Consider the following 15,493-nt stretch of genomic DNA (forward strand, 5'->3'; position numbering starts at 1 on the left):
GAAGTTAAGAGGTGTTCCCTGAATCTAATGGCGGGGGAGCACCTTTTTTGTATGATATTTCTCGTGTTGGAGTAGAACTGAAAAAGTATATAGAAAACGGAGCAGGCGGAATGGTGTTGTACAAGCGAAGCGGTCGCTTTAAAAGCTTTCCGTAGGAAAGCTCGCTTCGGAAGCATCACCTCCCCGGATTTCTACCCTAATATAGGCATTATTCTAGAAATCCGGGGGCGGTGGCGATGGGAAGCACCATCCGACTGCGCAGTGGCGCTAAAAGTAACTTTTACAGTTGAAAGTCATGTAAGCTTCCCTGTGACGTGAAAAAAATGTATAATCACTCCAATTGAGTACGTAGGGAGTGGGCTTTATGACATGGCAAAACAAAAGAGAGCATCGGCAATTTGCCGAACAAACACGAAGCGACGCTTCGCGGGCAGCTTATGAACGGGATTACTCCCGATTAATCCATTCACCGACCTTCCGTCGGCTGCAAGGCAAATCCCAGGTATTTGGCGCAGGCACGGGCGACTATTACCGCACACGGCTGACGCATTCTCTGGAGGTAGCACAAATTGCGCGTGAAGCAGCACGCAGCTTGCTGCGCCGTCATCCTGAGGTAGAGCTGGAGCAGGCGGATAACGCCGGGCTGATTATTGACCCCGAGGTGGTGGAATGCGCGTCGATTGCACATGATTTTGGGCATCCACCATTTGGGCATAAGGGCGAAGAGGTGCTGGACGGGATTTTGGATCAGCTCATTGAGCAGAAGGTGGAAAAGATAGCCGCCGCAGAAGGCTTTACGCCGGAGTCCAAGCAGGGGCTGCAGGCCTATGCACGTGAGCGCCAAATCTACGAGCATTTTGAAGGGAACGCACACAATTTTCGCCTGATTATGTTTTTGGAGAAGCGTGAGAATGTGGACGGTCTGAATTTGTCGGACGCTGTATTATTGGGAATTAACAAGTACCCGTATCCGGGTATTTTGAATAAAAAAGGGATGTACCTGCATGAGTGGGAATACATTCGCTCCATTCGCCAGGATTGGGGAATCCCGGACGGTAAAAAAACGCTAGAAGCTCAGCTGATGGACCTGTGTGACGATATTGCTTATTCCGCACATGATCTGGAGGACGGGATTAAGGCAGGCAAGATTGAAGTGCACGAGCATTTTTTATATGATCCGTATTTGATACGTCTGATTACGGAAAAAATCACTACATTAGATGATAGCTTCTGGCAAGGCTGGCAGCTGGCTCAGATTGAGCAGAAGGTGGCAGCTGTGCTGAGCGAATTTTTAAAGGTTTGGAATGGCAAGATGCCGATATGTGAACACGATTATTCCCGCACACGCCGAGAGGTAAAGGCATATTGGGTTAGCCTGTTTGTCAGCAGCCTGGGTGTAATCGATGACGGGAATTGGAAAAAGGTGACCTTCGTGCGGGATGGAAACGAGGATTTGGATATGCTCCGCACGGTGAGTGTGTTGAAAAGCTTTGCCTGGGTTACGATGATTCGCGATCTGCGCGTACAGCGGCTGCAAAAACGAAGTGAATGGATGCTTAGACGGCTATGGCTGGCTTTTCTGGACCCTGAGACGTCGAAGTCCATTATTCCAACTGACTGGCTCCAGCGCTACGAGCGTGACCAGGCCAAGGCGAAACCGATCTGGACATGGGAGCATATGGTCATCGACTATATTGCTGGCATGACCGATGCGTTTGCTGAAAAAATCTATAATGAGTTATATGGGCTGAAGGTGGGTTCCATTTATGATCTGGACTGACCTTGAATTTTAACCCTATATAGTAGAAGGAACTGGTTTGTAATTGATAGAAGGGAGGGAGGAATGTCTATGCAGTCTCGGTCTTTATCTATAAAATCGTTGAATCTCGGTGTGCTCGATATGGTGCCGTTGCTGCCCGGCAACCGTCCGGAGCAGGCGGTTCAACGAGCTGGTGAACTGGCGAGACGGGCAGAAGCCTGGGGATATACACGCTATTGGACCTCGGAGCACCATGATATGGAGGGGCTGGCTTCCTCCAGCCCGGAAGTGCTGCTGTCTCATATCGGGGCGGTGACGAAGACAATCCAACTGGGTGCGGGTGCTATTTTGCTCCCGCATTATAGTCCGGTCAAGGTAGCTGAATGGTTTCACCTGCTGGCTGCTCTATATCCGGGCAGGGTCGAACTGGGGCTTGGAAGAGCGCCCGGTGGAGGCCCTCATGCTTCGATGGCACTGAGCGGCAACTTTCTCCAGCATGTAGCCGAATTGCCACAGTTGATGGAGTCTCTGCTGGCTTTGCTGGAAGGCACCTACGAGTATGAGCAAGTGCCCGTATTTGCCCGGCCGATGCCTGAACAGCCGCCAGCACTGTGGATGCTGGGCACTAACCGCAAAAGCGCCGAATATGCCGCCCGGTATTCAGCGGGCTATGTGTTCGGTCAATTTATGAGTGAGCACAATGCACAGGAAATGCTGAACTTTTACCGTTATGGATTTCAGCCGTCCAAACGTATGGACAAGCCGCGTACGATGGTTGCTATAGGGGCGGTATGTGCCTCGACGAAAGAACAGGCGCAGCAATGGGCTGCACAAATTACATTAGGTGATCCGGCGATGCGAGCCCGTTGGCTGGTGGGGACGCCGTCGGATATTGTCGAACGCTTGCATAGCCTGCAGGTTGAAATCGATAATGATGAGTTCCTGTTGGTCACACCGATTCCCGATTATGAACAACGGCTTAACTCCTATCGTCTTATAGCGGAAGCTGTACATGCTATATAAGTTGAACTAAAAATGTACAAGTAAAACGGAGTAGACGGAATGGTGCTGTACAAGCGAAGCGGTCGCTTTTGTCCCCGGATTTCTACCTTGATCATAGGCTTTATTTCGGAAATCCGGGGGCGGTGGCGATGGGAAGCACCATCCGGATGCGCAGTGGCACGAAAGGTAACTTTCAAGTTCGACTTATATAGCTGTCATTCTAAATGAAAAGAGATCTTACATGAACAAACATGAATTGAACACGAACGAAACGAAGCAAAGGTACATATACACCTATGCGTGCCATGAAACAGAGCGAGAGCTATGCCTTTTGGAATTAAAATGCCTGTTCGACCAGCCACCTGTGCATGACTCCATGCTGTTGTCCGAGCGGCGGCTGGAACCGGGGACCAGCCCGTTTATTCACCTTCGGCTGGATATAGCCGTGGATGCAGGTACGCTGGAAGAGCTATGCGAAGCAGCTTCCACACTGCAGCTTGAAGACGGAAAGACCTTCAAAGTACTGTGTCTCAAGGAAGGCGACAATAAGGCGGACTATGACGAGCGGCGCAGGATCGAACGTCGGATTGGCGCACGTATTCATGGACAGGCGCAAATGAAGGAACCGGATATCACTTTGGGTGTGATCAGGGCAGGACAACGGTGGTTACTAGGCCAATGCGTGCATAGCGATCGTTCCTGGCTGGAGCGCCGTCAGAAACCGCAGAATTATTCTACGGGATTGCCGGTGCTAGTAGCCAAGGCGCTTGTCAATTTGGCAGTTCGTCATGCAGCAGTGCACGAGGCAGATGGAGATGAACTGAAGCTGCTGGACCCGTGCTGCGGCATGGGCAATGTGATGATTGAAGCACTAAGCATGGGGAAACATATTTGCGGTTATGATATCAACCCGTTGGCGGTACGCGGAGCACGCGTCAATTTACGTCATTTTGGATATGAGGAGGAGTTGGTGAAACTCGGGGATATGAATATGGTGGAGGGCACGTACGATGCGGCTATATTGGATATGCCCTATAACCTGTGCTCCGTGCTCCCTGCTGATGAACAAAAAAAGATGCTGCGCAGCTTAAGACGTCTGGCCGCACGGGCGGTGATTGTGAGCACGGAGCCGATGGAAGCATTGCTATCCGAGTCAGGTTGGACTCTTAAGGAGCAATGCTGCATACGCAAGACAGGGTTGAGCCGGGAAATATGGGTCTGTGAGTAGTTGGATTTGTTAATATTGGGCGCTATAGCTTACCAAATTCAGTGGCAGCTCCTGCTTAGCAGCATAGGCTTTCAAGTTGGTAACAAAAATATCTACCGCCCGTTCAGCATAATGATCCGTGTCACCTGCAATATGCGGTGTGATCAGGACATGATCCAGGCTCCATAGTGGATGTGACGCGGGCAGCGGCTCTTCCTCGAATACGTCCAGCCCGGCAAAGGCAATATGCTGTTGCTCCAGAGAGCGTACAAGCGCATCTGTATGAACGGTGCCGCCACGGCCTACATTAATGAAGAAAGCACCTTTACGCATGGCTGCAAATGCTTTTTCATCAAAGAAGTGACGGGTTTCCTCCGTGAATGGCAAAATGTTCACCACGATATCCGCAGCTCCCAACGCATCGTGTAATTGTTCGTTGGTGTACATGTGCTCTACATGGGGAGCTTCCTTGCCGGATCGCCGGACTCCGATCACCCGCATGCCAAAGGCTTGTGCAAGCCGAGCCGTTTCACGGCCAATTTCGCCAACACCTGTTATCAGCATCGTTTTACCACGTAATTCCGTCAGTTGACCTTCCGGTGGCTGCCATGTTTTCTGACGCTGCAAGAGAGCTGCTTGCTGCAAATAACGTGTATGCGATAGCAGCATGCCGAAAATCTGCTCCGTTATCGGAATCGCATGTACACCACTTGTATTCGTAAGCAAAATATTGCGCTTTTCCAGCTTGGTGAGCGGCAGCTTGTCAATTCCCGCCGACCAGGTTTGTATCCATTTCAGTTTGCTGTCCGGATGCAGCGCCTCTTCGGCAATATGTTTGGACCAGCCTAAAATAACCTCGGCCTGCCGGATCTGTTCAGCCCCTAATTCCTGGGCTTTGCCAATGATCAGCTCGCAGCCCGGAGCTGCTGCACGAACTTGCTTTTCTTGTTCTTCAGTTAGCTGGTGTAAACTTAAGATGTTTCCCATGATTCATAGCCTCCTCGACTTTTGATTGAGCTTGAAGCTTCCAATATCTTCTGGCGAACCATCCTTTCAAGGATAACAGATTGTCAGAAAAATTGCATAAAGAGGGGGAGAAACGAGCTTTCCGTGTCACTATAAATAACAACGGCACTATAAATAATAACAAATGGCTTTATCCAAATGTAGAGCATCCCAAACAGTAACTTGTTGGGATGTATATAGGAAAGGAGTCGGAGTGGATGGAGAAGGATAAATTATCAAATGAACCTATATCATCAACCACACAGTCGCAAAGGCTTTTTACGGCTATTGCCATTCCAGATGAGCATAAGCAGCAGCTGCGCCAATGGGCAGAGCAGGATTTGGACCATCTGTCCTTCCGAAAATGGAGTGATTTCAGAGACTACCATGTAACACTTCAGTTTTTGGGCGATGTGGCGACTTCGGATATTCCACAACTAGAGCAGGCGTTATATCAAGCTGCAGCCGAGCATGCCCCGTTCACGCTCGGGATTGGAGGAGCAGGCTTTTTTGGCCGCGAGCAATTTCCACGTGTATTGTGGAGGGGAGTTACCGGGCAGCGGGAGTCACTGGATCAGTTGTATCAGTCCATAGTTCGGGCTACCGAACCGCTCGGTTTTAAACCTGAGGAACGACCTTATCGGCCCCATATTACCGTAGCGCGTTCATACACAGGGCAGCAACCCGTTCCGACCTCAGTTTGGCAGCCAAATGATCGAATTGCCGAGCTGTGGGAAGTGGAAAAATTTGTTTTATATGCAACTCGAATGGGGCAAAAACCGATGTACCAAATAATTCAAACGTTCCCATTATTAAGGTGAAACCCTTGATCTATCAGCGAATTTAGTGATATAGTGTTTCAGCGTTATTCAAAAAGCGCATTTTGGGTTACATATCTGAGGAATGTGCTTAAAGTTAACGGGAGGAACATTATGGAAATTGTTAAAGAATATCGTTGGTTTGCACCTCTTTTGAGTGTGCTGCTTGTTTGTATATTGGGGATAGGACTCTACGCTGAGGTTCAGCAAACACAGAATAATCATAAAAATGCATCTATGCAATCTCTGAGCTGGTCAGGGAACTCTTCGGCTCCTTCACATGGCGACAGGATGGGGACCCATAACGGGTCAAACAGGACAAGCCCCATCTTTGTCGCGGCTCATGGGCAGCCAAGCTGGAAAGAAATCATGCCGACTCCTTTACCCGCTTCCCAGATGAAGCAGGCGGAACAAGCTCGGAATAACGTCACCATAGGCACGAAAAAGCCTGATGTCCAGCACAGCAAGTCCGCAATCCTAACCCCTCCTACAACCATCTACTTTACGAAGACAAAAATGCTCACTCAGGATGACAAGGCGTTGTCTACCTGGAGCTATCCTGTCTCCGCTAAAGAACTGCTCCTGCTGCAAAAAATAGTGATGGCAGAAGCAGAAGGCGAACCGTACGAAGGCAAAGTGGCAGTTGCCAACGTTGTCTTAAACCGGCTGCGGTCAGCCTCATTTCCCGATACGATTCAGGCTGTAATTTATCAAAAAGCGCAATTTAGTCCGGTCGCGAACGGGCGTCTTCGTCGTGTCCAACCGAACCAGGACAGCATCCGTGCGGTTAACGCTGCTTTGAACGGTCATAAAGCCGTTCCTGATAATACCTGTTTTTTCCTGTCGCTTACGTTGGCCCAGGACCTTACGGTTCATCATTCGCGGACCAAGGTGAAAACAATCGGTCATCATACTTTTTATAAATGAGCATTTTGTATACAGGTGAAGTATGCATGCAAGAAATGGTATAATGCATAAAGGAAAGTTACCTAAATAATGAAAGTGACAATGGAGGCGCAGACGATATGAAAATCACATATTACGGACATTCAGTTGTGCTGGTGGAAGCAGAGGGAAAACGAATTATTATTGATCCTTTTTTGACAGGCAATCCTAAAGCAACCGTACAAGCTGAGGATATTCAGGTGGATGCGGTGCTATTGACACACGGCCATGCCGATCATTTTGGAGATGCTGTTGAAATTGCCAAGCGCAATGACTGTCCTGTGATTGCGGTGGCTGAGCTGGCTGACTATTGTTCATCCCTGGGTGCCAAAGCTCATGGTATGAACCTTGGCGGTGGTCATCAATTTGACGGCTTCCATGTAAAATTCACGCTTGCGTTCCACAGTTCGTCTTTGACGGTGGATGGACAAACGATATACATGGGAGAGCCGGCAGGGATTTTATTGACCATAGGAGGCAAAACATTTTTTCATGCAGGGGATACCGGCCTGTTTGGCGATATGCGTCTCATTGGAGAAACCAACTCCATCGATGCTGCGGTACTGCCCATTGGAGATGGTTATACGATGGGACCAGAGGATGCGCTGCTGGCAGCAAAATGGTTGCGTGCAAGCCGCGTAATACCGATACATTATAATACCTTCCCGGGTATTGAGCAGGATGGAGACGCCTTCTGTGACCGTCTGCACAAAGAAGGAATTGAAGGGAAAGCCTTAAAACCCGGCGAAAGTCTCGAATTTTAATTCGTATGTCCGCAATTCAAGCCATACGCCTGATCGTCAGCACCTCTATTAGATATGCTTTGTCAGCCTTTTCTGTTCCTTGTGGGAATGGGAGAGGCTGTTTTTTGAAATGCATATTTATACATAAAAATGATATCTTTTTACATTGATACGTTGATGCTGTAATGTAAAAGATTTATTATCGCAATTATAAAAACTTTGAATTGCTAACATGATAGGTCGATGATAAAATGATAGAACTAATTAGATTCATCAGTGGAATCGACGTATTTTTCAAGTCAAGCCATTGCATAATTATTGAAAAACATGCGCATTCAGCGGACCGTACCGCCTTGAATACGTCCTATGTTTTGTCCCCCATTCCTCGTAGTTTGTTCTTTGATTTACCTCTTGTTGCCACTGTCTTCTATTCGGCCGCCTGTATTTCAGGCCAGCATGACTTTATAACAGAAAGGTTGCGTTCCATGAGACAGACAGGTTTACCACCCAAATGAGACAGACAGGTTTACCACCCAAACAGGGACTATATGATCCCCAATTCGAAAAAGACGCCTGCGGCATGGGCTTTGTTGCCCACATCAAGGGAAAACCATCATACGATATTGTAAGTCAGGCTTTGACCATGCTCGTCAATATGGAGCATCGGGGCGGCCAGGGAAGTGAACCAAACTCCGGTGACGGAGCGGGGATTATGATTCAGGTGCCCCATCTGTTTTTTCAAGAGGAAGCGGAGCGATTGGGCTTCAAGCTGCCAAAGGCCGGACATTACGGCGTAGGCATGCTTTTTGTATCCAATGATCCAAAGATCCGTGAGGCACATGAGCAGAAGCTGAGAGATATCATCGTGGACGAAGGCCAAAATTGCTTGGGCTTCCGCGATGTTCCGACTTATGACGAAATGCTGGGCAAATCGGCAAAAGCGGCTAAACCGGGCGTGCGTCAGGTGTTCATCGGCCGCAGTAGCGATTTGAAGGAAGATCTGGACTTTGAACGGAAGCTGTATATCATTCGCAAACGTGCAGAGCTTGCTATTCGTTATAACCAAGAGGAGCAGAGCGGCGAATCGTTCTATATTCCGAGCTTGTCATGCCGCAAGGTTGTATACAAGGGAATGCTGACAACCGAGCAGGTGGGCAAATTTTATTTGGATTTGCAGGATGAGCGGGTGACGTCGGCGATTGCGCTGGTCCATTCCCGTTTTAGTACAAATACGTTCCCGAGCTGGGATCGTGCGCATCCTTACCGTTTTATGATTCACAACGGTGAAATTAACACCATGCGCGGCAACGTGAACTGGATGCATGCGCGTCAGGCACAGTTTGAGAGTGAAGTGTTCGGTGAAGATATCGCGAAGGTAAAACCAGTCATTAACCCGGATGGTTCAGATACAGCCATGTTTGATAATACGCTGGAGTTTTTGTATCTGAGCGGACGTTCCTTGCCTCATGTAGCTATGATGATGGTGCCGGAGCCTTGGAGCAAACATGAGACGATGGACCCGAAAAAACGGGCATTTTATGAATATCACAGTACCATGATGGAGCCGTGGGATGGACCGGCAGCGATGGCGTTTACGGACGGTATCCAAATCGGGGCGATTCTGGACCGTAATGGCCTGCGTCCTGCGCGCTACTATGTGACCAAAGATGATCTGATCGCATTGTCTTCAGAGGCGGGTGTGCTGGATATCGCTCCTGAAAATGTGCTGTACAAGGATCGTCTCCGTCCGGGCCGGATGCTGCTGGTGGATACCCAGGAAGGGCGAATCATTTCTGACGAAGAGCTGAAAGAACGTATCGCTTCCGAGGAGCCTTATCAGCAATGGCTGGATGAGCATTTGGTTGATCTGGAGGAACTGCCGGAGGCATTGGAACAGCCGGAGCCGAAGCACGAAAATGTTAACCAGCTTCAGCTTGCATTTGGATATACGTTTGAAGAACTGCGCAAGCTGCTGGAGCCGATGGCGCTCACAGGTGCGGAGCCGATTGGATCGATGGGGTACGATGCTCCACTTGCGGTGCTGTCTGATCGTCCGCAACGTTTGTACAACTATTTTAAACAAATGTTCGCACAAGTTACCAATCCACCGATTGATGCCATTCGTGAAGAGATTGTAACGTCGACGGCAACTACGATTGGACCGGAGCGCAACCTGCTGCATCCAGAGCCGGAAAGCTGTCGTCAGATTCGTTTGGACTCACCGGTGCTGTCCAATGAGGAATTTGCCAAAATTCGCCATGTACACCGTCCAGGTTTCAAGTCGATGACGATTCCGATCTTCTTTGAAGCAAAGGAAGGCGCAGAAGGCTTGCGTAAGGCACTGGAAGGATTGTTTGAAGCGGCTGACCGTGTCATTGACAAGGGGCATAACATCCTCATTCTGTCTGATCGTGGAGTGGATGCAGACAATGCGGCCATTCCGGCGTTGCTGGCTGTTTCCAGTCTGCATCACCATCTGATCAAACAGGGTACACGCACACGTGTAAGCATTTTGCTGGAGTCCGGAGAGCCAAGAGATGTTCACCATTATGCGGTGCTGCTTGGCTACGGTGTGAGCGCGGTTAACCCGTATCTGGCCTTTGAAACGCTGGATGTCATGATTCAGCAGGGCTTGCTGCGTGGCATTTCGCACGAAAAAGCAGTTAAAAATTATATTAAGGCAGCTACCAAGGGTGTCGTAAAAATATTGTCCAAAATGGGTATTTCCACGATTCAATCCTACCGTGGAGCCCAAATTTTCGAGGCCGTAGGTCTGAAGCAGGATTTTGTTGACCGTTACTTTACCTGGACGCCTTCCCGCATTGGCGGTATTGGTCTGGAGGAAGTGACGATGGAAGCGCTGGCCCACCATAACCGTGCTTTTACCGACAAGGACGGCAACGACAAGGTGCTGGATTCGGGCGGCGAATACCAATGGCGTAACGACGGGGAAGAGCATTTGTTTAACCCGAAAACAGTCCATTTGCTCCAGCAGTCCGTTCGTTCGGGAGACTACGAGCTTTACAAGAAATACGCCAAGCTGGTCCAAGGCGAATCCAAACAGTATTTGACGATCCGCTCCATGCTTCAACTGAAGCCTGCCGGTGAGTCTGTGCCGCTGGAGGAAGTGGAATCTGCTGCTTCGATTATGCGTCGCTTTAAAACAGGAGCTATGTCTTTTGGCTCCATTAGCCAGGAAGCCCATGAAGATATGGCGATTGCAATGAACCGTATCGGCGGCAAAAGCAACACGGGTGAAGGCGGGGAGAACCCTGCACGTTTCATACCGGATGCTAATGGCGATTCTCGTCGCAGTTCGATCAAGCAGGTAGCATCTGGCCGATTCGGTGTAACGTCGAATTATCTGGTGAATGCCGACGAAATTCAGATCAAAATGGCGCAAGGCGCAAAGCCGGGCGAGGGCGGACAGTTGCCGGGACGCAAGGTGTATCCTTGGGTCGCCGAGGTACGCGGTTCTACGCCAGGTGTAGGCTTGATTTCGCCACCGCCGCATCACGATATTTATTCTATCGAGGATTTGGCAGAGCTGATCTACGATCTCAAAAACGCCAACCCGCGTGCTGACATTAACGTGAAGCTGGTGTCAGAGGCAGGCGTAGGCACGATTGCTACGGGGGTAGCGAAGGGCCGTGCTGACATTATTCTGGTCAGCGGCTATGACGGCGGCACAGGTGCTTCTCCGCAAGGCTCCATCCGTCATGCGGGTATGCCTTGGGAGCTGGGGCTGGCCGAAACGCATCAGACGCTGATGCTGAATAACCTGCGCGACCGCGTGGTGCTGGAGACAGACGGCAAGATGCTATCTGGCCGCGATTTGGTCGTAGCTGCCCTGCTGGGTGCAGAAGAATATGGCTTTTCTACAGCGCCACTCGTGGCATTGGGCTGTATTATGATGCGGGTATGCCAAATGGATACATGTCCGGTTGGTGTGGCTACGCAGAATCCGGAGCTGCGCAAAAATTATATGGGTGATCCTGCCCATGTGGTGAATTTTATGCGCTTTATCGCAGAAGATGTCCGTGAAATTATGGCGGAGCTGGGCTTCCGCACGATTCAGGAAATGATCGGACGCACAGATTGCCTGGATACCGTGAACGCCGATTCGCACTGGAAGAAGAAGGGTGTAGACCTGAGCTTGCTGCTGCATGTTCCTGAGCTGGAAGACGGAAGCGTGCGTTACCGTGTACAACGCCAAAATCATGGTCTGGAAGAAACGCTCGATATGCAGAAGCTCGTACCGATGGCTGCGGAGGCGCTGGCGAACGGAACGCCTGTAGAGGGGACCCTGCCTATAACGAACGTGAATCGGGCCGTAGGTACGATTCTGGGCAGCGAGGTCACTCGTAAGTATGGCGCAGCAGGTCTGCCTGAAGATACTATTCGCTTTAACTTCGTCGGATCGGCAGGTCAGAGCTTCGGGGCATTTATTCCGAAAGGCATTACGCTAAGTGTGGAAGGCGACAGCAATGACTACGTCGGTAAAGGGCTATCTGGCGGTAAGGTCATTGTGAGAAAATCTCACAAAGCGACCTTTAAGGCAGAAGAGAACATTATTATTGGAAATACAGCCTTGTATGGAGCGACCAGCGGGGAAGCTTATATTAGCGGAATTGCTGGAGAGCGCTTTGCCGTACGGAATTCCGGGGCACGTATTGTTGTCGAGGGTGTCGGCGATCATGGCTGCGAATATATGACGGGTGGACGTGTAGTTGTACTGGGCGGAACCGGACGGAATTTTGGAGCCGGGATGTCTGGAGGGATTGCATATGTCTATGATCCTGAGGGAACGTTCCTGAACCGTTGTAATCTGGAAATGGTGTTGCTGGAAGGCGTGGAAGACCCTGCGGAAGCAGCGGAGCTGCGCGGCTTGATTCAGCGCCATGTCACTTATACGGGCAGTGAAGCAGGACAACGTATTTTGGAGGACTGGCAGATTGCGGTTCAGCAGTTTGTTCGGGTGATTCCAAAGGACTACAAGCGTATGATGGAACAGATCCAAAAAGAAGAGGCCACTGGTCTGAGCGGGGATGAAGCTCTGCTGGCAGCGTTTGAAGCCAATATGCGTGAATTGGCACGCGCCGGGGGCTAAAGGACTTGCTGAATACCGCTGTTATAATCACGGGGGTACCAGCAAGTCCCTTTTTTAGTTTGGTTAAAATGTAATTTATGTCCTTGACAAACGTCATAAACTCTGACATTACCCCGAAAATGTTTTCCTGAAACGGTAGATATATTATAAAAAGTACCAAATTTTTTTGAATGTAACCGTTTACGTTAGAGTTTATGTCTTGTTATTTATTTTTGGATTGGTTATGATTTTTTTATAGTGCACAAACAAACCCAATACGCCCATCGTCCCTTCAAAACACAGAATAGGGTGACAGGATGAAGTTGAAGAAGTCAGCAGAAGACAAAATGATTTTTTTGTACCGTTATGTATCACTATCTTTAACGTCACTTGTTTTTCTGTTCGAACAATCTAGATTAATCGTGTGGCAGAAGCTATTATTGATTGTGTTTCTATTTTTATCAGTTACAGTATTTACTTGGATTTACCGAAAGTACAGACTTCATGATATGGTATTGAAATGCAGTATTGCGTTAGAAACCGCAGGGATCATTTTGTTGCTGTTCCCGACAGGAGGGATGGACAGTCCGTTCAAATGGTATGTCATTACCCCTATGCTGGTGGCTTGTGCCCACCTATCTATGAGGTACAGTTGGACCCTCCTCCTTTCTTATATCGGCTTGGTACTCACATTTTGTTATATCTTTTTTACACCAGGTCAATATTTTTTATGGGATCTTGTACTGCAGAACATCAATTTGTTTTTGGTACTGATCGTAACCACCATGGCAATGCAGGTTATCGGAGTCATGAAAGACGAACTGAAGGTGGCAAAGGAACAAGCCAACGAGACGATGGATCATATCAAGTCGATTTACCACATCATGGAGACGACCAGTCACAATGAGGCGTTGAATCTGGGGCAGGTGATCTCGGACTATACCGTTAAGCTGACGAAGCAGAGCCGTGCATTTTTCTGGCTCGATAGTCAGGAGGAGGATGCGCCGGAAAGCAGTCAGACAGGCTGGACGGTAGAGGAAGAGGAGCAACTGTTCGAGGTGCTGGGGAATTATCGGGAGGAATTCAGGGAAGAGCGCGAGCCATTTTTCAAACACCTGCCGGAATGGGGGGATTTTCTGATGATCACAGTACCGATGACGACCCGTTTTGTGGCGACGATCGGTCTTCAACTGGGGCCGGATCAAAGTCTGACAGGAAGACGCTGGCTTGTGCAGCAACTGATTTTCTTGGCCGAGCTGAGTGCGGTGTTTCTGGAGCGCTACGAGTTGGAACGTGTTGAAAATCAGCTGATTGTAAGGAACGAGCAAAATCGAATTGCGAATGAGATGCATGATAATGTGTCACAAAGTCTGTTTGGCATTGTGTACGCAACGCATTCTCTCCGGCAAACCTGGTGTCATCAGCCTAAGGAGCAGGTGGAGGAGCAAATCGAGCTAATTCAGCAATCGGCCAACCAAGCGGTCAGGGAGCTGAAAGGGGCAATTCATAGCCTAAGCTCGAAAAAAAGCGGAGGCTCAACTTGGTTAGGGACGGTGAAAAGCCATCTGCATACGCTCTCCAAGCTGAACCATGTACAAATTGACTTTGATATTCATGGTGATCATTATTCTCTTCCGTACTTGTATCAAAAGGCTTTGTTTCGCATCATTTCCGAAGCAGCGGGGAACGCAATCCGGCATGGATTGGCCAAACGAATTGATGTGAAGTTAAAATTGACGCCCCAAGTGATTAGACTGTCTATTCATGACGACGGAGTAGGGTTTGAGACGGCGAGAATGGTAGCAGGAGGTGAGGTGGTCAGTGCAGGCGGGGGCCTGGGCATGATGAATATGGAATATTTAGCTCAATCGATGGGAGGCGAATTTGATATTTCTAGTCGAATCGGAGAGGGAACACAAATCCGATTGTCCATTCCGGTAAATGCTTATGAATAGGGTTTTGCAATAATCCTTAAATAAGATGTGTGAACATCCTGCAATACAAAATCTGCGGTAACAATCGGATACATAGGGATTGTGCAAATCCTGAACTGTAGACAGGAGGCCGAATCATGAAAATTGTCATTGTCGATGATCATCCTTTGGTACGGAAAGGACTTGCTGCAGTTATATCCATGCAGCCCAATGTCCAGTTTGCGGGAGAGGCCCAGAATCAACAGGAAGCACTTGTAGTGATCGAGGAAACCGATCCAGACTTGGTGCTGCTAGATTTGAAGCTAGCGGACGAATCAGGTCTGGATATTATCAAGGTCGCGCGCGGGCGCGGGTTCAGAAGCAAATTTATTTTGCTGACCTCTTCTGCAACACGTGAAGATTTTCTGAAAGCGGAGGAAGCTTCCGTGGACGGCTATGTGCTTAAGGAGGCTTTGCCAGAGGAACTAATTTACGCGATTCACCTGGTCAACAAAGGACGCAAATATTATGATCCGGCTATTCTCGAAAACAAGCTGCGCGAGGATGCTGGCAATCTGACGGACGACCTGACACCGAAGGAAAAGGAAGTGTTGGTCGAGCTGGGACAGGGCGCCTGCAACCGCGAAATTGCATCCAGGTTATTTATCAGTGAGTTTACTGTAAAAAAACATGTCAGTCAGATTCTGGCCAAGCTGCGGCTGGCAGATCGTACGCAGGCAGCGTTGTATGCCAATGCCATTGGTCTGGCGAAGTATGAGCCAACCAATATGATGATGCGCTGACACCATAAGCTGCGCTGCACTTCCGTGTGCGAATGTTGGAAAAGCCCCAAAATCACCGAATCCGGTGGTTTTGGGGCTTTTTTTCGATTTATTTTTCTGTAATCGACAAAGTATGGTACAAAAGTATACCATGCCGTAGCCAAAAGTATACAATCCCCTTCCCCTCTAGTGAGGGAGAAAGTGCCATTCGGTCCCATGCCGTTCACAGA

At 49.1% G+C, this 15,493-nt stretch carries 10 protein-coding genes; 9 read left to right on the forward strand and 1 reads right to left on the reverse strand.

What is annotated here, in order from left to right; genetic code table 11:
* Positions 1-364: 364 nt before the first annotated feature.
* The 3 genes from WG8_RS05785 to WG8_RS05795 all read left to right on the forward strand — a co-directional run bounded on the left by WG8_RS05785 (position 365) and on the right by WG8_RS05795 (position 3,989).
* A complete protein-coding gene (locus WG8_RS05785; protein ID WP_007429185.1) occupies positions 365-1,780 on the forward strand; it encodes a deoxyguanosinetriphosphate triphosphohydrolase family protein in 1,416 nt (471 codons plus the stop codon).
* A gap of 69 nt (positions 1,781-1,849) precedes the next feature.
* Entirely contained in the window at positions 1,850-2,782 is a 933-nt protein-coding gene (locus WG8_RS05790; protein WP_007429186.1) for an MsnO8 family LLM class oxidoreductase, read from the forward strand.
* Positions 2,783-3,002: 220 nt separating this feature from the next.
* Positions 3,003-3,989 carry a TRM11 family SAM-dependent methyltransferase gene (locus tag WG8_RS05795; RefSeq protein WP_007429187.1) on the forward strand — a complete coding sequence of 329 codons (987 nt, stop codon included), beginning with the start codon at positions 3,003-3,005 and terminating at the stop codon, positions 3,987-3,989.
* Positions 3,990-3,998: 9 nt separating this feature from the next.
* Here WG8_RS05795 and WG8_RS05800 read toward each other — a convergent pair whose 3' ends face one another.
* Positions 3,999-4,955: a D-2-hydroxyacid dehydrogenase gene (locus WG8_RS05800; RefSeq protein ID WP_007429188.1), complete on the reverse strand. Its 957-nt coding sequence runs from the start codon at positions 4,953-4,955 to the stop codon at positions 3,999-4,001.
* Between the two features lie 236 nt (positions 4,956-5,191).
* Between WG8_RS05800 and thpR the strand changes: the two genes are divergently transcribed.
* From thpR to WG8_RS05830, 6 genes are all read left to right on the forward strand, one after another.
* Positions 5,192-5,794: an RNA 2',3'-cyclic phosphodiesterase gene (thpR, locus tag WG8_RS05805; protein WP_007429189.1), complete on the forward strand. Its 603-nt coding sequence runs from the start codon at positions 5,192-5,194 to the stop codon at positions 5,792-5,794.
* 111 nt (positions 5,795-5,905) lie between these two features.
* Positions 5,906-6,718 (forward strand): cell wall hydrolase, encoded by an 813-nt coding sequence (locus tag WG8_RS05810; protein WP_007429190.1) that lies wholly within the window; start codon positions 5,906-5,908, stop codon positions 6,716-6,718.
* Positions 6,719-6,816: 98 nt separating this feature from the next.
* Complete coding sequence (locus WG8_RS05815; protein ID WP_007429191.1) at positions 6,817-7,500, forward strand: metal-dependent hydrolase; 684 nt, start codon at positions 6,817-6,819, stop codon at positions 7,498-7,500.
* Between the two features lie 490 nt (positions 7,501-7,990).
* On the forward strand, positions 7,991-12,589 hold the full coding sequence (gene gltB / locus WG8_RS05820) for a glutamate synthase large subunit (protein WP_007429192.1): 4,599 nt from the start codon (positions 7,991-7,993) through the stop codon (positions 12,587-12,589).
* A gap of 296 nt (positions 12,590-12,885) precedes the next feature.
* Entirely contained in the window at positions 12,886-14,523 is a 1,638-nt protein-coding gene (locus WG8_RS05825; RefSeq protein WP_043890814.1) for a sensor histidine kinase, read from the forward strand.
* A 116-nt stretch (positions 14,524-14,639) separates the two neighbouring features.
* Positions 14,640-15,284, forward strand: a complete 645-nt coding sequence (locus tag WG8_RS05830; RefSeq protein ID WP_007429194.1) for a response regulator — start codon at positions 14,640-14,642, stop codon at positions 15,282-15,284.
* Positions 15,285-15,493 lie beyond the last annotated feature (209 nt).

Source organism: Paenibacillus sp. Aloe-11, from assembly GCF_000245715.1.
GTDB lineage: Bacteria > Bacillota > Bacilli > Paenibacillales > Paenibacillaceae > Paenibacillus > Paenibacillus kribbensis.

Excerpts from the sequence above, each read along its gene's own strand:
- WG8_RS05785 (WP_007429185.1), top strand. The coding sequence starts at position 365 with ATGACATGGCAAAACAAAAGAGAGCATCGGCAATTTGCCGAACAAACA.
- WG8_RS05790 (WP_007429186.1), top strand. The coding sequence starts at position 1,850 with ATGCAGTCTCGGTCTTTATCTATAAAATCGTTGAATCTCGGTGTGCTC.
- WG8_RS05795 (WP_007429187.1), top strand. The coding sequence starts at position 3,003 with ATGAACAAACATGAATTGAACACGAACGAAACGAAGCAAAGGTACATA.
- WG8_RS05800 (WP_007429188.1), bottom strand. The coding sequence starts at position 4,955 with ATGGGAAACATCTTAAGTTTACACCAGCTAACTGAAGAACAAGAAAAG.
- thpR (WP_007429189.1), top strand. The coding sequence starts at position 5,192 with ATGGAGAAGGATAAATTATCAAATGAACCTATATCATCAACCACACAG.
- WG8_RS05810 (WP_007429190.1), top strand. The coding sequence starts at position 5,906 with ATGGAAATTGTTAAAGAATATCGTTGGTTTGCACCTCTTTTGAGTGTG.
- WG8_RS05815 (WP_007429191.1), top strand. The coding sequence starts at position 6,817 with ATGAAAATCACATATTACGGACATTCAGTTGTGCTGGTGGAAGCAGAG.
- gltB (WP_007429192.1), top strand. The coding sequence starts at position 7,991 with ATGAGACAGACAGGTTTACCACCCAAACAGGGACTATATGATCCCCAA.
- WG8_RS05825 (WP_043890814.1), top strand. The coding sequence starts at position 12,886 with ATGAAGTTGAAGAAGTCAGCAGAAGACAAAATGATTTTTTTGTACCGT.
- WG8_RS05830 (WP_007429194.1), top strand. The coding sequence starts at position 14,640 with ATGAAAATTGTCATTGTCGATGATCATCCTTTGGTACGGAAAGGACTT.